At 58.3% G+C, this 20,894-nt stretch carries 21 protein-coding genes; 4 read left to right on the forward strand and 17 right to left on the reverse strand.

Annotated elements, in window-relative coordinates; genetic code table 11:
- Positions 1-152 precede the first annotated feature (152 nt).
- The gene (locus ASD54_RS21855; RefSeq protein WP_062556670.1) at positions 153-497 is read left to right on the forward strand and encodes an antibiotic biosynthesis monooxygenase; all 345 of its coding nucleotides are present in this window, start codon (positions 153-155) and stop codon (positions 495-497) included.
- Complete coding sequence (gene hutX, locus ASD54_RS21860) at positions 494-1,012, forward strand: heme utilization cystosolic carrier protein HutX (protein WP_062556671.1); 519 nt, start codon at positions 494-496, stop codon at positions 1,010-1,012. The genes ASD54_RS21855 and hutX overlap by 4 nt, the downstream gene beginning before the upstream one ends.
- Before the next feature lie 88 nt (positions 1,013-1,100).
- On the opposite strand, the gene paoC is transcribed toward hutX, so the two are convergent.
- The 3 genes from paoC to paoA are packed head-to-tail and all read right to left on the reverse strand — an operon-like array spanning position 1,101 to position 4,892.
- Positions 1,101-3,305, reverse strand: coding sequence for an aldehyde oxidoreductase molybdenum-binding subunit PaoC (gene paoC / locus ASD54_RS21865; protein ID WP_062556672.1), 2,205 nt, complete (start codon positions 3,303-3,305; stop codon positions 1,101-1,103).
- A gap of 4 nt (positions 3,306-3,309) precedes the next feature.
- Positions 3,310-4,260, reverse strand: coding sequence for a xanthine dehydrogenase family protein subunit M (locus ASD54_RS21870; RefSeq protein WP_062556673.1), 951 nt, complete (start codon positions 4,258-4,260; stop codon positions 3,310-3,312).
- Positions 4,257-4,892, reverse strand: coding sequence for an aldehyde dehydrogenase iron-sulfur subunit PaoA (gene paoA / locus ASD54_RS21875; RefSeq protein ID WP_062556674.1), 636 nt, complete (start codon positions 4,890-4,892; stop codon positions 4,257-4,259). The genes ASD54_RS21870 and paoA overlap by 4 nt, the downstream gene beginning before the upstream one ends.
- 290 nt (positions 4,893-5,182) lie before the next feature.
- On the opposite strand from paoA, the gene ASD54_RS21880 reads away from it, so the two are divergent.
- Positions 5,183-6,097 carry a 3-hydroxyacyl-CoA dehydrogenase NAD-binding domain-containing protein gene (locus tag ASD54_RS21880; protein WP_244484820.1) on the forward strand — a complete coding sequence of 305 codons (915 nt, stop codon included), beginning with the start codon at positions 5,183-5,185 and terminating at the stop codon, positions 6,095-6,097.
- Between the two features lie 71 nt (positions 6,098-6,168).
- A complete protein-coding gene (locus ASD54_RS21885) occupies positions 6,169-6,936 on the forward strand; it encodes a GntR family transcriptional regulator (RefSeq protein ID WP_062556676.1) in 768 nt (255 codons plus the stop codon).
- Here ASD54_RS21885 and ASD54_RS21890 read toward each other — a convergent pair.
- The 14 genes from ASD54_RS21890 to ASD54_RS21955 form a co-directional block, all read right to left on the reverse strand.
- The gene (locus tag ASD54_RS21890) at positions 6,933-8,336 is read right to left on the reverse strand and encodes an MmgE/PrpD family protein (RefSeq protein ID WP_062556677.1); all 1,404 of its coding nucleotides are present in this window, start codon (positions 8,334-8,336) and stop codon (positions 6,933-6,935) included. The two genes, ASD54_RS21885 and ASD54_RS21890, sit on opposite strands and share 4 nt — an antisense overlap.
- Before the next feature lie 4 nt (positions 8,337-8,340).
- The gene (locus tag ASD54_RS21895; protein WP_062556678.1) at positions 8,341-9,117 is read right to left on the reverse strand and encodes an aspartate/glutamate racemase family protein; all 777 of its coding nucleotides are present in this window, start codon (positions 9,115-9,117) and stop codon (positions 8,341-8,343) included.
- Entirely contained in the window at positions 9,114-9,887 is a 774-nt protein-coding gene (locus ASD54_RS21900) for an aspartate/glutamate racemase family protein (protein ID WP_062556679.1), read from the reverse strand. The genes ASD54_RS21895 and ASD54_RS21900 overlap by 4 nt, the downstream gene beginning before the upstream one ends.
- A 35-nt stretch (positions 9,888-9,922) precedes the next feature.
- Complete coding sequence (locus ASD54_RS21905; protein ID WP_062556911.1) at positions 9,923-11,326, reverse strand: FAD-dependent oxidoreductase; 1,404 nt, start codon at positions 11,324-11,326, stop codon at positions 9,923-9,925.
- A 24-nt stretch (positions 11,327-11,350) separates the two neighbouring features.
- Positions 11,351-12,244 (reverse strand): oxaloacetate decarboxylase, encoded by an 894-nt coding sequence (locus ASD54_RS21910; RefSeq protein WP_062556680.1) that lies wholly within the window; start codon positions 12,242-12,244, stop codon positions 11,351-11,353.
- 65 nt (positions 12,245-12,309) lie between these two features.
- Positions 12,310-13,011: an ABC transporter ATP-binding protein gene (locus tag ASD54_RS21915; RefSeq protein ID WP_062556681.1), complete on the reverse strand. Its 702-nt coding sequence runs from the start codon at positions 13,009-13,011 to the stop codon at positions 12,310-12,312.
- Positions 13,004-13,744 carry an ABC transporter ATP-binding protein gene (locus tag ASD54_RS21920; RefSeq protein WP_062556682.1) on the reverse strand — a complete coding sequence of 247 codons (741 nt, stop codon included), beginning with the start codon at positions 13,742-13,744 and terminating at the stop codon, positions 13,004-13,006. Before ASD54_RS21920 ends, ASD54_RS21915 begins: the two co-directional genes overlap by 8 nt.
- Entirely contained in the window at positions 13,737-14,717 is a 981-nt protein-coding gene (locus ASD54_RS21925; protein WP_062556683.1) for a branched-chain amino acid ABC transporter permease, read from the reverse strand. The genes ASD54_RS21920 and ASD54_RS21925 overlap by 8 nt, the downstream gene beginning before the upstream one ends.
- On the reverse strand, positions 14,717-15,583 hold the full coding sequence (locus ASD54_RS21930; RefSeq protein WP_062556684.1) for a branched-chain amino acid ABC transporter permease: 867 nt from the start codon (positions 15,581-15,583) through the stop codon (positions 14,717-14,719). The genes ASD54_RS21925 and ASD54_RS21930 overlap by 1 nt, the downstream gene beginning before the upstream one ends.
- Positions 15,584-15,651: 68 nt before the next feature.
- The gene (locus tag ASD54_RS21935; RefSeq protein WP_062556685.1) at positions 15,652-16,869 is read right to left on the reverse strand and encodes an ABC transporter substrate-binding protein; all 1,218 of its coding nucleotides are present in this window, start codon (positions 16,867-16,869) and stop codon (positions 15,652-15,654) included.
- Between the two features lie 55 nt (positions 16,870-16,924).
- Complete coding sequence (gene leuD / locus ASD54_RS21940; protein WP_156379325.1) at positions 16,925-17,539, reverse strand: 3-isopropylmalate dehydratase small subunit; 615 nt, start codon at positions 17,537-17,539, stop codon at positions 16,925-16,927.
- Positions 17,540-17,549: 10 nt separating this feature from the next.
- Positions 17,550-18,956 (reverse strand): 3-isopropylmalate dehydratase large subunit, encoded by a 1,407-nt coding sequence (gene leuC / locus ASD54_RS21945; protein ID WP_062556687.1) that lies wholly within the window; start codon positions 18,954-18,956, stop codon positions 17,550-17,552.
- Between the two features lie 63 nt (positions 18,957-19,019).
- Positions 19,020-19,952: a polysaccharide deacetylase family protein gene (locus ASD54_RS21950; RefSeq protein WP_082547328.1), complete on the reverse strand. Its 933-nt coding sequence runs from the start codon at positions 19,950-19,952 to the stop codon at positions 19,020-19,022.
- Positions 19,952-20,893 (reverse strand): polysaccharide deacetylase family protein, encoded by a 942-nt coding sequence (locus tag ASD54_RS21955; protein WP_200958478.1) that lies wholly within the window; start codon positions 20,891-20,893, stop codon positions 19,952-19,954. Before ASD54_RS21955 ends, ASD54_RS21950 begins: the two co-directional genes overlap by 1 nt.
- Position 20,894: the final 1 nt, after the last annotated feature.

Below are 20,894 nucleotides of genomic sequence, written 5' to 3' on the forward strand. Positions count from 1 at the left end.
TGATGCGCGGGTGAAGCACGATCATCCTCCGGGTGCGGATTGCTACTTAGAGTCACGCTTAAACATGACTGTTAAAATCCACTATTAGGACTTCCCAGGCGTCGTGGCAACATATATCTTGACTGCAATACACCACTTAAAAGGGACCGAGAATGTATATCGCCATGAACCGTTTCTGTGTCGTGACCGGCTTTGAAGAAGCCTTCGAAGAGATCTGGCGCACGCGTGAACGGCATCTCTCAACCATGCCCGGCTATATGGAATTTCATATGCTGAAGGGCGCCAGCCAAGAAGATCACACGCTCTATGTGTCCCATACGGTTTGGGAAACTGCGGAGCATTTCACTGCCTGGACCAAATCCGAGCAATTCAGGGCGGCCCATGCGCGTGCGGGTCAGAACCGAGGCAAGGTGGAATATCTGTCCGGTCCGCACTTCGAGGGCTTTGAGGTTATTATTCATGAGGACCGCAGCGGCAAAAGCGCGGAGGCTGCATGAGCGCCAATACTCTTGTTGATGAGGAAAGGTTAGCGCGGGCACGTGCCGCGCTTGCCGAGAAACCGGATGGTGTTATTGAAGCGCTGGCCGATCAGGCAGGCGTCAGCCCTGCAGATGTCCTCGCAGTCCTTCCCGCTGGTTCGGTGATCCGGCTACCGGCAGCAGATTTCGGCGCTGTCTGGTCAGACCTTGCCTCTTGGGGCGATGTTCTTTTCATTGTCCACACGTCCGATATCGTTCTGGAAGTTGACGGTCCCTTGCCACAAGGTAGCGAAAGCCATGGCTGGTTCAACATTCACGGCGATAGCCCGATAGGTGGACATATCCGCAAGGCCAACTGCTTCGGCATCGCTTTGGTGGATCGACCTTTCCATGGGCGTCGTTCGTGTTCCGTCTGGTTCATGAACGACCAAGGGCGCGCCATGTTCAAAGTGTTCGTGCCACGCGATGAGGCGCGTGAATTGCGGGAACCACAACTCAAAAAATTTGAAGCGCTGTTCGAGCAAAAACGCTGACGGTCGTGTCGGGTGGACACCGGAGATCGTGAAAGTTCAGCACTGACAATGGCCCGGTCCGAAGATAGGCCGGGCCATTGTCTCTAGGTCATGCCACCTCAGGCAGTTGGTGCAACATCTTGTCGAGCGTCAGCGGATAATGGCGCAACCGTACGCCTGTCGCATTATAGATGGCGTTTGCAATCGCTGCAGACACGCCGCAAAGACCGAGCTCGCCCACACCCTTCGCCTTCATGGGTGACGAATAGGGATCGGCCTCCTCCATGAAGATGACTTCCTGATGCGGAATATCGGCGTGAACCGGCACCTCGTAGCCTGCCAGATCGTGGTTGACGAAGAAGCCGCGACGCTCGTCGACAGCAAGCTCTTCCGTCAGCGCGCCACCCACACCCATCGTCATGGCACCAATAACCTGGCTCCGGGCAGTGACCGGATTGAGAATGCGGCCAGCCGCACAGACGGCCAGCATGCGGCGAATGCGGGTTTCACCGGTAAACCTGTCGACGCCGACTTCGACAAAGTGCGCACCGAAGGTCGATTGCTGATGGGTCTCCGAGAGATCGCCCCATTCAACCCCGTCCTCGCCGGTCAGACCCTCGGGACCAACCGCATCAGCCAAAGGCACAGCGCGGTTTCCGAGTCGCACCTGGCCATCCTCGAACACGGCATCTGCCGAATTGAAGCCGAGCTTGGCAGCGATTGCTTCGCGCAACTTCACGCAAGCGGCATAAACGCCGGAGGTCGAACAGTTCGCACCGAACTGCCCACCTGAACCAGCAGATACCGGGAAACGGCTGTCGCCCAGATGCACAGCCACGCGGTTGATCGGAAGCCCGAGCATTTCCGCTGCGGTTTGCGCTATGATCGTATAGCTGCCCGTGCCGATGTCCGTCATGTCTGTCTCGACCGTCAGGATACCACTCTGATCGAGCCGAACACGTGCAGCAGATGGAAGCAGCAGGTTGTTCCTGAAGGCGGCAGCAACACCCATGCCGATCAGCACGTTGCCCTCCGTGCGAGACCCAGGCTTGCCGCGATTTTGCCAACCGAAGCGCTCAGCGCCGAGATCGAGACATCCATTGAGATTGCGCTGCGTGAACGGACGCTCCGGATTTTCCGGGTCCACCTGGGTGTCGTTCAGCTTTCGGAAAGCAACGGGATCCATGCCGAGCTTTTCGGCCATTTCATCCATTGCGATCTCAAGGGCCATCAATCCCGGCGCTTCACCAGGCGCACGCATGGCATTGCCTTCCGCCAGGTTCAGGGTGGCAAGCCGCATGGCCGTCATTCTGTTTTCGCCAGCGTAAAGCAGACGTGTCTGCATCACTGCTGCTTCCGGCTGACCACCAGCGAGGTCGCCTGACCAGCTTTCATGGCCGATGGCGGAAATCTTGCCGTCTTTGGACGCCCCGATGCGGATGCGCTGTATGGTGGCCGGACGATGCGTGGTATTGTTGGCCATCAAGGGACGCGGCAACGCCACCTTGACCGGACGTCCGATTGCCCTGGCCGCGAAGGCTGCAAGAACTGCATCAGCGCGCAAGAAAAGTTTGCCACCGAAACCGCCGCCGATGAAAGGCGACATGAGCGTGATCTTTTCCTTGTCTATGCCAAGTGTTGTAGCCAGATCACCGCGCCACCAGTCGATCATCTGGCTGGAGGTCCAGAGCGTCAACTCGTCGCCGTCCCAGGCAGCAAGCGAAGCGTGCGGCTCCATCATCGAGTGGGACTGGTCGGGCGTCGAATACTCTTCGTCAAGCGTCACCTCCGCCGAACGGAAGGCACCGGCGAAATCACCAACGGATGTATCCGGTTCGGAACCACCCGCATCTTTCGGCTTCACGGCTGATGGCTTGGCCTCTTTGAGAGAGAAAGATCCGGCTTCTTCAGCATATTCGATCTTCAACAGCGCGGCTGCGTCTCTGGCCTGTTCGAATGTTTCCGCCACCACCACTGCGACCGCCTGATGGTAGTGCTGGATTTCGCTGCCGCCGAACAGTTTGGCCGTATTGAATTTTCCCTTTTCGCGATCACCGACATCAAGGCTCGTCACCACTTTGAGAACGCCCGGCGCCCGCTGAGCCGCCTCACTATCGATGGCAAGGATATGCCCCTTGGCGATGGCGGATCCGACAGGGTACCCGTAGGCATATCGTCCGGCAGGGTCATGCCATTCATAGGCATACTTCGCCTGACCACTGACCTTCAGCTCACCGTCAATACGGCGGATGGGCTGACCAACCACCTTCATCCGGTCGATCGGGTTCATTTCGGCTGGTTTCTCGAATTTCATCTGTTCAGCCCTTTGCTTCAGCCAGGGCTGCGCCCAGCGTACGTTCGACAAGGTCGAGCTTGTAACGGTTCTGCTCGGTTGGTCGCGCATCGGCCAATGCCGCTCTGGCCGCCTCTCTGGCACCTGCTTTCAGCCGTGCATCAGCCTCATCGACACGCCATGGCTTGTGCGCCACGCCGCCAATCGCAAAGCGGCCTGTTCCATCCGGCTGGACGACCGCCGCGACCGATACCAGCGCAAAGGCGTAGGACGCGCGATCGCGAACTTTACGATAGACGTGTTTTCCACCAATCGGCGCGGGCAAGGTAACCGCTGTTATGAATTCACCGCGCTCGAGATTTGTTTCGATGTGCGGCGTGTCACCCGGTAGCCGATGAAAATCGGCAATCGGTATCGACCTGCGGGTGCCGTCACCTTTAACTGTTTCAACCTTTGCATCCAACGCCCGCATCGCTATTGCCATGTCGCTCGGATGCGTCGCAATACAGGCCTCACTCGTCCCAACGACTGCATGCTGCCGTGAGAAGCCGCCAATGGCGGAACAGCCACTACCCGGTTGCCGCTTGTTGCATGGCTGGTTCGTATCGTAAAAGTATGGACAGCGTGTGCGTTGGAGAAGGTTGCCGGCCGTCGTTGCCTTGTTGCGCAATTGACCGGAAGCACCTGCGACAAGCGCTCGGCTCAGAACCGAGTAATCACGCCTGACGCGCTCATCGGCTGCGAGTGCCGTATTGCGCACCATTGCGCCGACGCGCAAACCGCCGTCATCCGTCGGTTCGATCTTGTCGAGGCCGACGTGGTTAATGTCGATGAGATGCAGGGGCGTTTCGATCTGAAGTTTCATCAGATCGAGGAGGTTCGTGCCACCTGCGATGAACCGCGCGTCCGGGTTCGAAGCGGCCATCGACGCAGCCTGTTCCACCGAAGTCGCCCGCTCGTAAGTAAAGGCTTTCATGCGCGGCTCCCTGCGACGTCTGTGATCGCTTCAACGATGTTCGAATAGGCGCCGCATCGACAGATATTGCCGCTCATTCGCTCCCGGATCTCTTCTGGCGTCGCAGTCACCTTGGCTTGCATATCCTTGGTGACATGGCTTGGGATGTTGGCCTTGATCTCTTCAAGAACCGCTACCGAGGAACAGATTTGTCCCGGTGTGCAATAACCGCACTGGAAGCCGTCATGCTTCACGAAAGCAGTCTGCATGGGGTGCAGAGCGCCTGGCTGGCCAAGACCTTCGATTGTGGTGATCTCGTCACCCTCATGCATCACGGCGAGCGAGAGACAGGAATTGATACGCTGTCCATCGACCAGAACAGTGCACGCACCGCACTGGCCGTGATCGCAGCCCTTCTTCGTACCCGTCAAATGCAGGTGCTCGCGCAGAGCATCCAGCAGCGTGGTACGGTTGTCGAGTTCCAGCTTCTCGGCTTTTCCGTTAACGGTGAAAGAAACGGTGGTAGATGATTTCATTTTGGTTTCCGCAGGCTGTGCCGCCCCAACACCGGCGACTCCGGTTGCCGCGATGGTTGCGGCCGATGTTTTAAGTAGGTCGCGTCTCGAAACTTCAAGATGAACCTTTCCTGGCATGTGGGTCTCCCATTGCCGATTTCGCGGATCCAGACACAGGACCCGCCAGATACGTGCCTCATCTGGAACCGCCGTCGACAACGGTTAGACCAGCTCTGCTCAAACTAATGTGAAGCAACCTTTTGGCTGGTTCCTAATTTCCGCGCGAGCCGCCTGGCGAGGCTCCTCCGCGCGTTTTAAAGGTATAAAAGACATAACGTTATAATCTTTGGATTGACGTATTCCGCTCCGTTGTGACACAGTCCGCCAATCAAACTTGCGCTCGGCAAAGCATTGGGATGGCTCGGTCTGTGAAAGATTCAGTAGCGGTAATTGGAGGCGGGCTGATTGGCATCAGCTGGTCGGCTCTGTTCGTGGCCTACGGTTGGAATGTGCTTCTGTTTGAGCCAATGGAAGATGCACGGGGTTCTATTCCCTCGCGCGTCGATGAACTGAGAAAGCAGGTCACGGCCTTGTCGCCGGAACTTGTCGACTCTGGTTCTTTGACATGCACACAGACACTCGCAGAGGCCCTGGAAGGCTGCGTCTGGATCCAGGAGAACGCGCCGGAGAAGGTTCCGCTGAAACGAAAGCTTTATGCAGACATTGAAGCGACCGCTCCCCGGGATGTCACCATCGCATCCAGCACGTCATCCCTCGTCTGGTCGGATCTGAGTGCCGAGATGGCCAATTCTTCAAGGCTCATTACCGCACATCCGTTCAATCCGCCGCATCTGATGCCACTCGTGGAATTATTTGGCATCGACAGTGAACGACTGGACGCGGCCGCCGACTTTTATCGCTCCGTCGGTCGCCATCCCGTCAGGATGAAGCGGGAAGCTGTCGGGCACATCGCCAATCGCCTCTCCTCCGCTCTGTGGCGCGAGGCTGTCAACATGGTATCAGAAGGCATTGCCGACGTTTCAGATATCGATGAGGCACTTGTCTATGGCCCAGGACTCAGATGGTCCGTCATCGGTGCGCATATGGCCTATCATCTGGGCGGCGGCCCGGGCGGAATAACACACTATCTCGCGCACCTCGGCCCCAGCCAGGAAAAGCGCTGGCAGGACCTCGGCTCACCCAGTCTCGACACGGCAACGCGGCAAAAATTGGTGAATGGAATTGAACTGGAGGCACGTGGCAGATCAATTGCTGATCTTGAAGTGCAAAGAGACGAGGCGCTTATCTCCGTACAACGCGCCTTGCAAGGCAAGCGGCTGTGAGTGCATTCTTTACAAAGACCGAGCTTCTCGCTCCAATACTCAACCTCTATTCTTGCTGGACCGCTTTCTAGATGGCTGAAATCCATTCGCCAACGCCGCTCTACCATCGCATCTATGCCGTCATGCGTGAGCGGATCATCAAGGGCTATTATCCCAGCGATGTTGCAGTCCCGAGCGAGGCGGAACTCTCCGAGAGTTTTTCGGTCAGTCGCATCACAATCCGCAAGGCGATGGAAATGTTGACGGCTGAAGGGCTCGTCACGCGCACGCGCGGACGCGGCACCTTCGTCAACGACCGCACGAAAGAAAACAAGCTCAACCGTGCCGTGGTGTCGAACATCAATGGTCTGTTCAGCTATCTCAATGCGGTTGGCCAGAGCACGCGGCTAAAGGTTATCAGCCTTGATCTGGGCGAGGCCCCGCCGCGGATCTGCGCGCAAATGGGTGTTTCGCCAACAACCCCGCTGGTTCGAGCGGTGCGTGTCCGCTTCCTCGACAAGCGACCCTATTCCCTGTCCATCGCCTATCTTCTGCCCGAAATCGGCCAGACGCTGAAGCGTCAAGATCTGGCGACCACCAACATGATCGATCTCGTGCAAGAGGCGGGCGCGACAGTCGAGCAGGTCGAGCAGACATTGACTGCGACCCTTGCCGACGATTACGCTGCCAAGCATCTGGAAATTCCTGTCGGCGCACCGTTGATGCTCGTCAACCGGTTGTTCTTCAATGCAGATCTGAAACCGTTCTACGTCGCCGAAATCTTCTATTGCGCAGACCGGTATGAGTATCGCGTGTCTCTCAAAAGAGAGGACGGCAAGGATTTTTCGTTAGGGAATTAGAGGCGGAAAGGGCGACGCATCAGTGCGCCCATACGTGTCGCCAAGGCATCAGGTGGTTCGGTTATAGCCTGGCCCACAAGGTCGCGAAGCTCATCGAAGGCATCCTGCGGCCAGACGGCTTCGATCAGTCGCAGGGCCTTCTGGTCTACCTCTACCCTGCTCAGTCGGCGCGCGCCATCGCCCCTTGGCACGAGCACCTGTTCGCTCGCCTGGGTGCCATCATTCCACCAAATCGTAACGCGTGAGGGGCGGTTTTGCGGATATAGGGCATCGAAACCCGGGTCGGCTTCAATGCGGATCTTCTTCGCCATGGATTGGATGTCCGGATCGCTCAAAACGCTTGGCCCAAACGCATCATGCCGGACCGATCCGGATGTGAGAGCGATAGCAGCCGCAAAACGGAAGCTGAAGCGCGCCGCCAGATCATTGCGAGGCGTAGGTGAATCGTACTGCAGCGCAGTCGAATAAACGTCGACCCGCACATCGGTAATATCTGCGAGCGAGCGACGTTCCACCTTTGCTCGAAGCATTTCGAAACAGTCCAACATCGGCCCGAGATGAGCACAGACAGGATGCCACTTGAGATAGGCTTGCTCGATCTCATAAGTCGACCAGTGTCCATCCATTCCGATTCCGGATGTGAGAAGATGGGGATTGAAACACTCGCCAGCACGCGGCCCAAAGAAGCGTTCGAGGGTTCGCTCCGATGGGTTCAGGCCTGCCAAACTGCTTCGAGCAGCAACGATGCCGTTTTGAACGCCCAGTCCAACGAAGAGATGATGGCCGGTCGCGCCTTCCATGCACGTATCGCGGAAGGGAAACAGCGCAACGGCAGCGGCGTTGCCTATCGCAGCTTCGAGGACATCGACACGGACGCTCTCGTCTTCGCCCTGCGTGAGAAGACACGCTGCCGCAACAGCTGCGCCGATGCAGCCAAATGTACCCGTGTCATGCAGCAGGGGCTGCATTCCGCCTAGCGAGGCGCCTATTCTGGCACAAACTTCGTAGCCAGCAACCACAGCATCAAGCATCGCCTGCCCGCTTGCTCCGGTTTCTTCAGCAATAGCCAGTGCCGCTGGCAACACATGGCTCATGGGATGACCGCGCGCTCTGCGATGCCCATCCTGAAGCTGCAGAACGGTCATCGCAGCGCCATTCAGAAAGCCTGCGACAGCCGCCGGAACCGTTTCCGGCATCCCGACAACAGAGGCTTTGCCCTGCCCGCCGCTCGCTGAAAATGCACGGCGCGTTCGCATGAGTTCCGGGTGTGCTGCACCCGCAGCCATGACCGCCAAAGTATCGAGAACGTAGTCGCGATAGGTCGCACGGACCTCCGGTGGCAGAGATTTGAAGCGGGTCGCTGCCGCAGCAGAAGCGAGAGCTGTGGCAGCGTCGTCCATATCCTCAACCCTTCGTTGCTTGCTCGACCGCCGCGCCTGCCTTCATCATGGCATGCAGCATATCAAGCCGTGGCTCGACAGGTGCCGGATACACATCGCGGCCATGTTTCAGACCCAGCGCAAGGAAGGTTTCCACCAGCTTGTAGGTCAGTGGGCCAGGATTGACGACCGGAACCGGCAGGTTCGCCGCCAGATATTCGCCTGCCTGATGCATGGTCGTTGAACCGAGGCAGATAACCTCCGCGCCATCTTCTTCGATGCAGCGCATCGCCACGTCGCGCATGCGTGGAAATACCTTGTCTTCCTTGCCATCCAGCAGATTGGCGAAATCCGGCGGCTGATCAAAGCTGCGGACCGATGCACACTGACGATCGAAACCATATTCACGAATGGCCTTGCGATAGCGTGGCAATGCCGGTTCCCACTGGGCGAGTACGGAAAACTTTCCGCCGAGCGTCAGGGCGTAGAGCATCGAGGCTTTGCCCGCCCCAATCACGGGGATCGAGAGAACGGAACGCAACATCACCATGCCGCTATCAGACATAGTATCGATGCAGACCGCATCGAAGCCTTCCGCTTCCGCGCGACACCCTGCTTCGAAAATTGCGAGATCCATCAAACCCCAGTCATGCGGCGACATGAAGGATGTCGGCCCGCAGGTGACGGGGCGATAGGTCAATTCCCAGTCTGCCGGCAGCGGTACATAGCGCGATTGAGCCTGACGGTTCTTCACGCCCTCTTCGTCGAGCGCGAATGGGACGATGATCAGAATGCGGGTCATGGGTTTGCCTCCAGATAGTCGGCTCCAGCCGCACCGATGGCGCGGATCATGTCGTGCTTTGGTGAAAGCGGTGCAGGCCATGTGGCCTTGCTGTGCGTCAGCTTCAGATCGAGTGCGATGGAAGCCAGCTTGTAGGTCAGCGGTCCCGGATTGATGACCGGCACGCCAATCCGTTCCGAAAGCCAGGAATGCGCTTCATGCATTGTCGTTGAGCCGAGGATCAGCACCTGCGCGCCATCCTCTTCCACACATTTGCGCGCTGCATCCAGCAGAAGCGGAAACACCTGGTCTTCCTTGCCGGATAGCAGGCTCTTGTTATCCGGTGTCACCCCGATGGAGCGCATGGAGGCGCATTTGTGCTCCATGCCGAGTTCGCCCAGCGTCTTGGTGTAAAGCATCTTCCAGCGGTCCCACATCATCAGGATGGAGAACTTGTCGCCCAGCATCTGCGCGACCAGCATGGAGTGGCGCCCCGGCGCAATGACCGGAATTTTCAGCACCGAGCGCAGCATTGACATACCGCTGTCGGACATGGTGTCGATGCAGACGGCGTCGAAGCCCTGGCTTTCAGCATCCAGCCCGGCATCCAGAATGGAGAAGTCGGCCAGTGCCATATCGTGCTGGCTGGAATAGTTTTTCGGGCCAACACGAACCGGACGGTAGTGGAATTCGATGCCCGGTCCAAGATCCACCGCCTGCATCTGCGCCTGCCTGCGGGCAAGATCCTCCTCGCCCATCGGGAATGGTACGATGACCATGACCTTCTTCATATGCTGTTCCTCCACTTCATGTTCTTTTTGACTGATCACGCGGTTGCTGCTGCAATCCTCGCTGCACTGATGCCCGCCAGCCGGCCAAAGGCCGTCGCACTCAACAGGCCGTTGCCGGACAGATAACCGTAGTTGGAATCGCCAGAGACACCACGGGCCGCACCGCCACCCGCCATCAGGTTCGGAAGCGGCGTGCCGTCCGCGCGCAGCACTCTGGCCTCGGCATCAATCACCAGACCGCCCTGCGTGTGGAACAAGGCACCATTCACCTTGACAGCGAAATAAGGTGGCTGGAGCAGTTGCTCCTGCGAAAATTTCCGCCCGAAGCGATCCGGCTCACCCGTCTGCGCGGCGCGTTCAACCGCCTCCAGCTCAGCCGCGACCGCCTCGACGAGAAGGCCCGTCACTGTGGCCAGTTCTTCTAGGCTGTTGGCCGTCTTGACCACGCCCAGCTTGCGCAATTCCCGATAGTCGTGGAAGCCCATGGCGGCCTCCTCGCCGCCGGAACCGTATATATCCCAAGCCACATTCCCCGGCTGGGATGCCACTTCCGCCGCATGTTCTGAATAGCCGCGCATTTCGTTCGAGAAGCGGCGACCTTCCAGATTGAGCAGGATTCCGCCTTTGGTGATGACAGCCCAGGTCAGCGGCAGACCATGCGGATGCGCCACAGAGCCGTGTCCCTGATAGGCGCCCATATCGGCCAGTCCCGCACCGAGTGCTTCGCCCCATTTCACGGCATCCCCGGTGTTGGAAAGGTGACCGCAGCATTCCGCATCCGCAATCTCTGGAATGTATCGGCGAACCATTTCAGCATCGCCTGCAAAGCCGCAGCAGGCCAGAACCAGCGCCTTGCAGCCCAGCATTTCCTGCGCGCCGTCAGGTCTGCGGAAACGAACGCCGGCCACGCGGCCAGCGGCGTCCACATACAGGTCCTCGACCGACGCCCCGGTGATAAGATCGATGCCCGCATTGGAAACTGCAGAAAGCAGGTTCTGCTCAAGATCCGCACCTGTACGGCTTTTCGGCCCGTGCATGCGTAGGCGCGAATGGCCGGGATAGAGAAAGCCAGTCACCAATTCGAATTCGACCTGATGCTTCTCCATCAGCCAGTCGATCATCGGTCCCGCCGCCTTGGCTGCCGCCAGCGCTTGATCGTAAGGCGTGTGATCATGCGTCTTGGCAACGAGATCCTGCGCGAAGAGTTCCGGACTGTCCTCGATACCGGCCTCTTTCTGCAGCCTGGTGCAGGGTGCCGGAATGAGACCTGCGGAAAGCGAGGTGGAGCCGGTCGGGTTCTCATCCCGCTCCAGAACCAGAACCTCCTGCCCCTCATCATGAGCGGCAAGGGCCGCCACCAGCCCGCAAGCCCCTGCCCCGACGACGACGACTGGAACTTCGAAATCGAACTCAACGCCTTGAGCGGAAAGTACGGCCATGATCATTCTCCTCCGCTCATCTGATCAGTAGGTCGTGCGGTTTGCTTCCGGTGTGCCGTACCGCGCTTCCAGCTCCTGAATTTCCGGCATGCGGGCCATGTCAAAGAACTCCTTGAAGTTCATGACGTTAGGCGCGATCGAAGCGATCGTTTCCTCGGTCTTTAGAACTTCCAGCGTCTTGCGGGCCGCTTCGCAGGCCGAAAGCAAAAGCCAGTTCGGATAGATGATCAGCTTGAACCCAAGCGCTTCGATTTCAGAGCGGGTCAGGAACGGCGTCTTGCCCGAGGTCGCCATGTTGTAGAGCAGCGGAATACCTGGGAAGCGTGGCGCGATGTGCGGAAGATCTTCCGGGCCGGGGCTTTCAACGAAGATCACGTCGGCTCCGGCCTCGCGGTACATCTCCGCGCGGTCAAAGGCGGCGTTTCGTCCATGAAGTGCCAGCGCATCCGTGCGGGCAATCACGACGAAATTCTCGTCAATACGTGCATCGACGGCAGCCTTCACCTTGGCGACCATGTCTTCCGCAGAGATCAATTGCTTGCCCGCCAGATGGCCACAACGTTTCGGCAGCACCTGATCTTCCAGATGTACGGCTGCCACGCCGCCACGCTCGTAAAGCTGGATGGCGCGACGCACATTCAGGGGACCGCCAAAACCGTTGTCAGCATCGGCAATCAGTGGAACATCTGAAGCATCGGCGATCCGCGTAGCGTTATCCACCATTTCGGTCATGGTCAGCAGACCGACATCAGGATAACCGAGCCGCGTGGCAGACGTGCCAGCGCCAGTCATATACATGGCCTGAAAGCCAGCCTCAGCAACAAGGCGTGCATACATGGCATCAACAACGCCAGGAGCCATGAGGGCTCGTTCGCCTGCGAGAGCCTGTCGCAGGCGTTGGGTCCGGGTAAGAGACATCGTATTCTCCGTTTCTCCGTAAAATCAGAAGGTTCCGGCCAAGCTTTAAGAGGCCGGAACCCCGTTCACATTCCGAGATAGGCCTGACGCAGTTGCGGATCGGCCAGTAGTTTGGCGGCCTCCCCCTGCATCACGAACCGGCCTTGCTCGATCACATAGGCACGTTTTGCGACCGTCAGCGATTGCATGACGTTCTGCTCGACCAGCAAAACCGCAACGCCTTCGGCATTGATCTTGGTAATCAGCCCGAACATTTCCTCGACCATCAGCGGGGACAGCCCGAGAGACGGTTCGTCCAGGATGATCAGTTCCGGCTCGGACATCATGCCGCGACCGATAGCCAGCATCTGCTGCTCACCACCGGAAAGCGTGCCTGCCAACTGATCCAGGCGCTCTTTGAGGCGTGGGAAGATCGCGCAGATATGCTCGAAATTCTTCTTCACATTGCCGGAAGCTCGACGGAATGCACCGAGCTTCAGGTTCTCTGCGACCGAGAGGTTCGGAAAAATCTTGCGGCCTTCCGGTACATGGGCAATGCCCATGGAAACCACGTCGCGCGGTTTCTTGCCGGTCAGCGTCACGCCCTTGAAGGAAACGCTGCCCGCCGTCGGGCGAATGAAGCCGGAAATGACATTGTTCAACGTCGTCTTGCCGACACCGTTGGAACCGAGGAGCGCGACGATCTCGCCCGCTTCCACCCGCATGTCGATGCCCTGAAGAACGGACATCGAGCCATAACCCGCCTTGATGCCGGAAATCTCAAGCATGATTTTCCTCCTGCAGGCGTGCGGCGGCACCATGGCCGAGATAGGCTTCCACGACGGATGGATCTCGCACCAGTTCACGTGGCGGACCGTGGGCAATCATCTTGCCCTGGTTCAGCACGTAAGCCGTTTCCGCAAGGCTCATCACTGCCTGCATTACGTGTTCAATCATCAGGAACGTATGCCCCTCGTCGCGGATCTGACGGATGATGCCGACGATCTCGGTGATCTCAGAGGGAATGAGCCCTGCCATGACCTCGTCCAGAAGCAGAAGCTTCGACCCTGTCGCCAGCGCGCGTGCCAGTTCCAGACGCTTGCGGCCTGCTATGGTCAGCGAGGACGCGGGCCGATCCAGCATCGCGCCCATGCCCAGACGTTTGCCCACATCGCGTGCCACAGACATGGCTTCGTTGCGATTGTGGTGGTGGAGATAGGCTCCGACCGCAATGTTCTCCTGCACCGTCAAACCGGCAAAGGGCTGCACGATCTGGAATGTGCGGATCATGCCGAGTGCACAGATGCGGTGCGGCGGCAGGCCGGTGATATCCTGGCCCTTGAAGCGCACCGTGCCTTCATCGGCCTTGGTGAAGCCAGCTATCATGGTGAAGCAGGTCGTCTTGCCAGCACCGTTCGGTCCCAGCAGGCCGACGATCGAACCTTCCGGAACATCCAGCGAGGCATCGGTGACGGCCTTCAGGCCGCCGAAGCTCTTCGAGAGATTGCGAACCTCAAGCATCGTCTGCCTCCTTTTTCTTCGTGAAGGCACCAAATTTTCCTGCAAGTCCGACCAGACCCTGCGGCAGGAACCGCAATGCACAGATCAGCACCACAGCATAGAGCACGAAGTTCAGCCCCGGAGCATTTGGCAACAGGTGCTTTGCACCTTCGCCCAGCAGATGCAGACCAAGCGTTCCCAGCAGCGGACCCCAGACGGTACCAGCGCCGCCGATGATCGGGCCAATCAGCGCTTCAACGGAAACCGCGCTGCCATAGACAACCGTGCTGTCGATGAAGAGCCAGAGCTGAAGGTAAAGGACGCCCGCCAGACCACCGAAGGCACCCGAGATGGCCATGGCCTGAACCTTGATGCGGTAGGTATCGATCCCCAGAGCGCGCGCTGCATCTTCATTCTCGCGCACCGCGATCAGATAGGCGCCAAAGCGGGAATATTTGATGAGTGCGGTCAATATCATCACCACGGCGACGACCACCAGCAAGGCGGTGTATACGACAGTGCGATCTGCAAATTGCAGGTTGGCAAGACCGGGGGCGAGCTTCAGCTGAAGGCCACTGCCACCGCCGGTAAATTCGAAGGATGACGCGCAGATACGCAACACTTCAGCGAATGCCAGGGTGACGAGTGCGAAATAGGAGCCGCGGAGACCATAGCGGAACGCCAGCGCCCCAATGAAGGCACCCATGGCGGCACCAGCCAGAATGCCAGCGGCAAAGCCGACCCAGGCATTCACGCCATACTTCACCTGAAGGATTGCCGAGGCATAGGCACCCGTGCCGTAGAGCGCGGCATGACCGAAGGAGGAAAGACCTCCGAAACCGCCGGTAATGTTCCATGACATGGCCACAACGGCGATGATCAAGGCATTGATGGTGAAGCCCATCCAGACCGGAGATGAGGCGAAATAGACACCAATGAGATAGGCGACAGCGGCGGCGGCAAGCGCCAGCTGGCCGATGGATTGCGATTTCATCAACGCGCCCTCCCCAGAAGACCTGACGGTTTGAACAGAAGGATGAGGATGAAGGCGAGGAAGATGCCGATCTGGCCAAGGCTCTCACCCAGGAACAGGCCGCAAAGGGATTCGATAACACCCAGCAACAGACCTGCAATCAGCGCTCCTGGCAGACTGCCCATGCCACCCAGAACAACTGTGGTGAAGGCAACGAGTACGAAGGTATAGCCAACCTGAGGGGTGATGTAGAAGGTCGGCAGCAGAAGGCAGGCAGCCAGCGCCACGCAGGCAGTGCCAATGCCGAAGCAGATGGCATAGGTGTGGTTCACATCAATGCCGACGAGCTCGGCGCCGCGCTTTTCGATGGCAACCGCGCGAATGGCAGAACCGGTTTTCGTGTAGGCCATGAAGCACCACAGAAGCGGAGCAACGGCAATCGCTGCACAGAAAGCGATCACACGACCGAGCGGCAGAAAGGCGCCGAGGATCTCAACTGTGTCATAGGCATAGGCGATATCGGCGGTACGCGTATTCGAAGTCCAGAAGTAAAGCGCGAGGTTGTCGATGATCATCGAAACGGCGAGCGTAATCAGCAGAACATTCTGCTCGGAGCCGCTGCTCATCGGCGCAATCAATCCACGTTGTAGCGCATAGCCCAGTGCGAAGAAGGCTGGCAGTACGATCGGTATCGCCAAATAGGGATCGATGCCCAGATGATACCAAAGAAAATAAACCGCATAGAGTGCCAGCATCAGCAGGCTTCCATGCGCAAAATTGATGATGTGGAGCACGCCGTAAATGAGGGTCAGGCCCAGCGCCACCAGCGCATAGACTGCTCCCATCATCAGGCCGCTCAACACAGCGGGAAAGATCAGACTCGACATCAGGGCTCGCCTCTCCGTCTCAGGAAGAACGCCTCCGGCCAATGCTGTTGACCGGAGGCGGGATCACATCACTTCTTCGCCGGGATCGGGAAGACGGCTTCTGCGCTTGCATACTGCTTCGGGAAGACGAGCTCGATCTTCTCGCCGCGGATCTGCGTGTTGACCGGCTGCGAGTTCACGTTATCGCCGTTGACGAACTTCGTCGGGCCATAAGGCATGATCGACTTGTCGAATGTCGAGGCAGCGAGTGCTTCGATCATCTTCTGGCGATCATCCGTCGCGGCGCGCTCGAGTGCATCGGCAATGACCTGGATGGTGGCGTAGGACACCATGACGTCATAGGTCAGGTCGAGCTTGGCCTCTGCCACCTTGGCAGCCAGTGCCTTGGACTCATCCTTCGTAGGATCGTACCAGTGATTGCAGTCCATCACGTATTGGGCGACTTCATTGTTTTCTCGGACGAATTTGATGTTGGATGCCGCGCCACCGAGGATCGAATAGATTGCCTTCAGCTCGACACGCTGCTGGTTCAGCGCACGCGCCATCAAAGTGTATTCGTTCAAGTAGTTGGACGGGATCAGAATGTCGGCCTTCGACGCCTTCACGCGCAGCGCGATGTTTGAGAAATCGCGCTGTGGGGTTGGGTGCGAAATGGTTTCGACAACCTGGATACCCTGCTTTGGAAGCTGTTCGGCCAGGATCTTCGCCATGTTCGAACCGAAAGGTCCATCTTCGTGAACGATGGCTGCAGTCTTTACCGGATTGCCTGCGCCCTGGTTGAGCAGCTTCAGGTTTTCAAGCGCCACACTTGTGCACTTGTTCACACCCGGCGTGAAGCGGAAGACGTTTGGTAGGCCGCGAGATACGACGGTTTCAGCCGTACCGATCGAGAAGACCTGAGCAAGATTGTATTTCGCAGCAGCCTGGGATGAGGCAAGACCGAGAGCCGAAGCGGTTGCACCGGTGAAAGCGCAGGCGCCTGCCTGAACGAGGGTGTCGACGCCAGAGGCTGCGGCTTCCGGGCGGCTCTGCGCATCCACGACGACCAGTTCGATCTTGCGGCCACCCATGCTCTTGATACCGCCGGCAGCGTTGATTGCTTCTGCGGCAAACTTTGCGCCGGCAGCACTCTGGGTGCCGTTATAGGCAAGGTTACCCGTCAGCGGCTCGATCACGCCAACCTTGATGGTGGATGTTTGTGCACGCAGGATGGAAGGTGCGGCAAGGCCTGCAACCAGTGCGCCGGATACCTTCAACAGGTCGCGGCGATCAATCTTGTAGCTCATCTTTTTATGCTCCCAGTTTTTTTATGACGGCGAAAGTTACCTGCTGATCCGCCCGTCAACGGGCCAGCCAGGCATGCGAAGCCATTCGTTCTGTTTCGAACGCCTTAATTTTTTCCATGTAGGTGAAGGTCATCTCGATCTCGTCGAGACCCTGCAAAATGCATTCCCTTGCAAAGGCGTCGATGACGATGGGATGACGACCCAGATTTCCCGGCAGAACGAGTTCGGAATTCTCAAGATCAACCGTCACTTCGGCATCAGGAAAGCGCGCGAGATAATCCGCCAGACCGTCACATTGTTCACCAGACAGGCGAACCGGCACCAACCCGTTCTTCAGCGCGTTATTGAAGAAGATGTCACCAAAGCTCGGTCCAATCACCGCACGAATGCCGTGGTCCACCAGCGCGTAGACCGCACCCTCTCTCGACGATCCGCAGCCGAAATTATCCTCCACCAGAAGGATGGTCGAACGCTCGGCACCTTCCCTGTTCAAAGGAAAAGCGGGATCAAGCTCACCTGCCTCATTCCGGCGGATGTCGTGAAACAGAAACTGACCATATCCCTGCGCACGGTCTGCTTTGAGGAAACGGCCGGGGATGATCTGGTCCGTATCGCAATTCACGCCGGGGACGGCGACAACGGTGGAGGTTTCCTTGACAAAAGCCTTCATCACCATCTCCTCACACCCGCCGAACATCGGTCAGACAGCCTGTAATGGCAGCGGCAGCGGCCATGGCAGGGCTAACCAGATGCGTTCGTGCACCCGGTCCCTGTCGACCCACGAAGTTGCGGTTGGAGGTGGAAGCACAACGCTCGCCGGGGCCAACCACATCGCCATTCATGGCAGCGCACATGGAACAGCCGGAATCGCGCCATTCAAAACCTGCCTCGCGGAAAATCGCTGCGATGCCCTCTGCCTCAGCCTGTTCCTTCACCTGGGTTGAACCAGGAACAACGATCGCCTGAATCTTCGCCTTGCGACCCTTGAGGATGGCGGCGGCAGCGCGCAGATCCTCAATCCTGCTATTGGTGCAGGAACCAATGAAAACCTTGTCGAGCTTCAGGCCGGAAAGTTCTGTGCCCGGCGCAAGCTCCATATATTCCAATGATTTGGTCGCAGCTTTACGCTTGTCCGCGCTATCGAAGCTCGATGGATCCGGCACGCGGCCCTCAATGGAAACCGCATCTTCCGGGCTCGTGCCCCAGGTCACCATCGGCGCAATATCAGCGCCTTCGAGCACCACTTCCCGATCGAACATCGCATCATCATCGCTCACCAGCTGACGCCAGTGGTTGACCGCTGCGTCCCACTCCTGCTCGTTCGGCGCAAAGTTTCGGCCCCGCACATAGGCGAACGTCGTCTCATCCGGTGCCACCATGCCGAAGCGGGCTGCCGCCTCGATGGACATGTTGCAGAGCGTCAGCCGCCCTTCAATAGACATGTCCCGAACGACCTGTCCTGCGAATTCTATGGCATGACCGCCAGCACCGGCAGCACCAATCTTGGCAATCAGCGCCAGCATCACGTCCTTTGCGGTAACGCCCTGCCCCAGCGTGCCATTGATCGTGACTCGCATGGTTTTCGGGCGCAACTGCCAGATGGCCTGTGTGGCAAGTACATGCGCGTTTTCAGACTGGCCGATGCCGAAGGCAATCGCACCCAGTGCCCCTTGCGTCGACGTATGGCTGTCGGAGCAGACTATGGTCAGGCCGGGAAGCGTAATGCCCTGTTCCGGCGCAACCACATGCACGATACCCTGGGACCGGCTGGAGAGACCGAAATGGCGAACACCGCCCCATTCCATGTTCTCGTCGAACGTATCGATCATACGCGCAATGGCCGGGCTGGCAGCATCCTTGGAGGTGCGGCCAAGCGTCGGGACATAGTGATCCGCCACGCCGAAAATCTGCTTGGGTCGGCGCGGCTTCAATCCACGCCGCTTCAGGTCGGCAAACGCATGAAAGCTGCCTTCATGGATCATGTCCCGGTCGATATAGAGCAATGAGGGGCCGGAAGGATGACGCAATATCTCATGCTCATCCCAGATTTTGGCCAGCATTGTTCGTGGTGCATTCATATGCGCCATGTTCAGATCTTTCGGTTCTCTGTCGTAGCTCCAGACCGGGCGTTGCCACCCGCGCCTGAGCGGTCAGGCTGGCTGACCAGCCTTCATGAAAGCGGCACAGATTTCGCCAGCCGGCGCGTTCCACACGCCCTCGTGCGAAAGAATGTAATCAAGCACTTCCCGCAGATATTCGACGCGGTATGGCATGCCGGAAACCCAACTGTGGATCGGCAGGCTCATCACGCGACCGCCATAATCAGCGCTTTCGCGATAGAGCACATCAAAGCGATCCTTGACCTGCTGAACCCAATCCGCTTCGGACTGGAAGTATTCATCCGCGACCACCCGGTCGTCGGTCTCATAGGCCATGGGCATGGCAATCAGCACGCCGTTCTTCGTACGCATCTCGTAAGGCAGATCGTCGTTCGCCCAATCGAGGCCATAGGTCACGCCGTTCTTCGCCAGGAGATCCGGCGTATTGAACCCTTGCGCGCGGCCCGGAGAAAGCCAGCCTTCAACCTTCTGCCCGCTGGCTTGCCGCAACAGGCCAAGCGCTTCGGCGATGATGGCGTTTTCGTCCTCTTCGGACAGACCGGAATGGTGCACCTTGCCCATATCGAGTCCGTGGGCGACCACCTCGTGCCCGCCTTCAACCACTGCGTCCAGCAGCGCCGGATAGCGGTTGGCGATAATGCCATTGACGGCAAAGCTTGCCTTCAATCCCTTCTCGCCCAGCAGCCTCAGAATGCGGAAGATGCCAACGCGATTGCCATAATCGCGGTTGGTGTAATAGCGAAAATCCGGATAGGGCATCGAAAGCGCGCCCGGAGCCTTGAACGGCTTCGAGGGCATATCGAGCGGGAAGTGCTGCACATGCGTGACGATGGAAAGCGCAATGCGCGCGCCGTTTGGCCAAACGATCGGAGCACGTTGAAACAGGTCGCTCCAGTCGTAGCGGTCGTGATCCATGCCATAGTGGCGCTCAGGATATTTCAGATAATCCTCGGGCATCGACATCAGCGTGTCTCCTTCCCGTTATTATGCGCGGCAATCGCCGCGCTCATCGCGTCATAGGCCCCGGTGGAGTGATAGGCCGCTGCAATCTCGCGACCTGTCGTCTGCCAGACACCGTCGTGACCTGCGATATATTCGATAGCTTCGGCAAAGGCGTCGATGCGATGCGGCTGACCAACGAGATAAGGATGCAGCGGAATGCACATGACGGTGCCGCTTTCATCGCCTTCCTTGTAAAGCTGGTCGAACTGCCGTTTGATGATTTCGCCATAGTGGCGCGGCGTGACCTTCTGCGTGTTGTAGACGATCACGTCATTCATCTCGAGCGAATAGGGCATCGAGATCAACTTGCCAGACTTCACCTTGACCGGCATCGGCTGGTCATCGTGGAACATGTCGCAGGTATACTGAATGCCCGCCTCGGACAGGATATCCATGGTCCAGAAATTGTTGGAAAGCGCCGGCGAAAGCCAGCCCGCCAGTTCCTGCCCCGTATGCTTGCGCACCGTATCGAAAGCATCGCGGATGATTTCCCGCTCTTGCTCAATATCGAGATTGTAGACATAGCGGGTGTTGTAGATGCCGTGGGAGAAAAACTCCCAGCCGCGATCGGCGCAGGCCTTGATAATCTCCGGATGGTGATCGCAGAGCGCAACGTTCAGAGAAACGGACCCGCGGAAACCAGCGCGATCCATCGCTGCCATCATCCGCTGCCAGCCCGCACGGTTGCCATAGTCGCGGTGCGAATACTGCAACACATCCGGGTTTGGTCGCGCCCACGGCGTGCGGGTCGGATTGTTCGGAGGGTTATACTCGTAGAATTCGATGTTCGGGGCGATCCACACCGCGATCTTTTTGTTACCAGGCCAGACGATCTTCGGGCGGTTTGGCCACGGAAGATAATCGTAGAGGCCAAGATCGGATTTCATCGGTTCGGCAGACATA

The sequence above is a fragment of the Rhizobium sp. Root149 genome, from assembly GCF_001427345.1.
GTDB classification, from domain to species: domain Bacteria; phylum Pseudomonadota; class Alphaproteobacteria; order Rhizobiales; family Rhizobiaceae; genus Neorhizobium; species Neorhizobium rhizoryzae.

Coding starts and splice junctions, on each gene's coding strand:
- ASD54_RS21855 (WP_062556670.1), top strand. CDS start 153: ATGTATATCGCCATGAACCGTTTCTGTGTCGTGACCGGCTTTGAAGAA.
- hutX (WP_062556671.1), top strand. CDS start 494: ATGAGCGCCAATACTCTTGTTGATGAGGAAAGGTTAGCGCGGGCACGT.
- paoC (WP_062556672.1), bottom strand. CDS start 3,305: ATGAAATTCGAGAAACCAGCCGAAATGAACCCGATCGACCGGATGAAG.
- ASD54_RS21870 (WP_062556673.1), bottom strand. CDS start 4,260: ATGAAAGCCTTTACTTACGAGCGGGCGACTTCGGTGGAACAGGCTGCG.
- paoA (WP_062556674.1), bottom strand. CDS start 4,892: ATGCCAGGAAAGGTTCATCTTGAAGTTTCGAGACGCGACCTACTTAAA.
- ASD54_RS21885 (WP_062556676.1), top strand. CDS start 6,169: ATGGCTGAAATCCATTCGCCAACGCCGCTCTACCATCGCATCTATGCC.
- ASD54_RS21890 (WP_062556677.1), bottom strand. CDS start 8,336: ATGGACGACGCTGCCACAGCTCTCGCTTCTGCTGCGGCAGCGACCCGC.
- ASD54_RS21895 (WP_062556678.1), bottom strand. CDS start 9,117: ATGACCCGCATTCTGATCATCGTCCCATTCGCGCTCGACGAAGAGGGC.
- ASD54_RS21900 (WP_062556679.1), bottom strand. CDS start 9,887: ATGAAGAAGGTCATGGTCATCGTACCATTCCCGATGGGCGAGGAGGAT.
- ASD54_RS21905 (WP_062556911.1), bottom strand. CDS start 11,326: ATGGCCGTACTTTCCGCTCAAGGCGTTGAGTTCGATTTCGAAGTTCCA.
- ASD54_RS21910 (WP_062556680.1), bottom strand. CDS start 12,244: ATGTCTCTTACCCGGACCCAACGCCTGCGACAGGCTCTCGCAGGCGAA.
- ASD54_RS21915 (WP_062556681.1), bottom strand. CDS start 13,011: ATGCTTGAGATTTCCGGCATCAAGGCGGGTTATGGCTCGATGTCCGTT.
- ASD54_RS21920 (WP_062556682.1), bottom strand. CDS start 13,744: ATGCTTGAGGTTCGCAATCTCTCGAAGAGCTTCGGCGGCCTGAAGGCC.
- ASD54_RS21925 (WP_062556683.1), bottom strand. CDS start 14,717: ATGAAATCGCAATCCATCGGCCAGCTGGCGCTTGCCGCCGCCGCTGTC.
- ASD54_RS21930 (WP_062556684.1), bottom strand. CDS start 15,583: ATGTCGAGTCTGATCTTTCCCGCTGTGTTGAGCGGCCTGATGATGGGA.
- ASD54_RS21935 (WP_062556685.1), bottom strand. CDS start 16,869: ATGAGCTACAAGATTGATCGCCGCGACCTGTTGAAGGTATCCGGCGCA.
- leuD (WP_156379325.1), bottom strand. CDS start 17,539: ATGAAGGCTTTTGTCAAGGAAACCTCCACCGTTGTCGCCGTCCCCGGC.
- leuC (WP_062556687.1), bottom strand. CDS start 18,956: ATGGCGCATATGAATGCACCACGAACAATGCTGGCCAAAATCTGGGAT.
- ASD54_RS21950 (WP_082547328.1), bottom strand. CDS start 19,952: ATGTCGATGCCCGAGGATTATCTGAAATATCCTGAGCGCCACTATGGC.
- ASD54_RS21955 (WP_200958478.1), bottom strand. CDS start 20,893: ATGTCTGCCGAACCGATGAAATCCGATCTTGGCCTCTACGATTATCTT.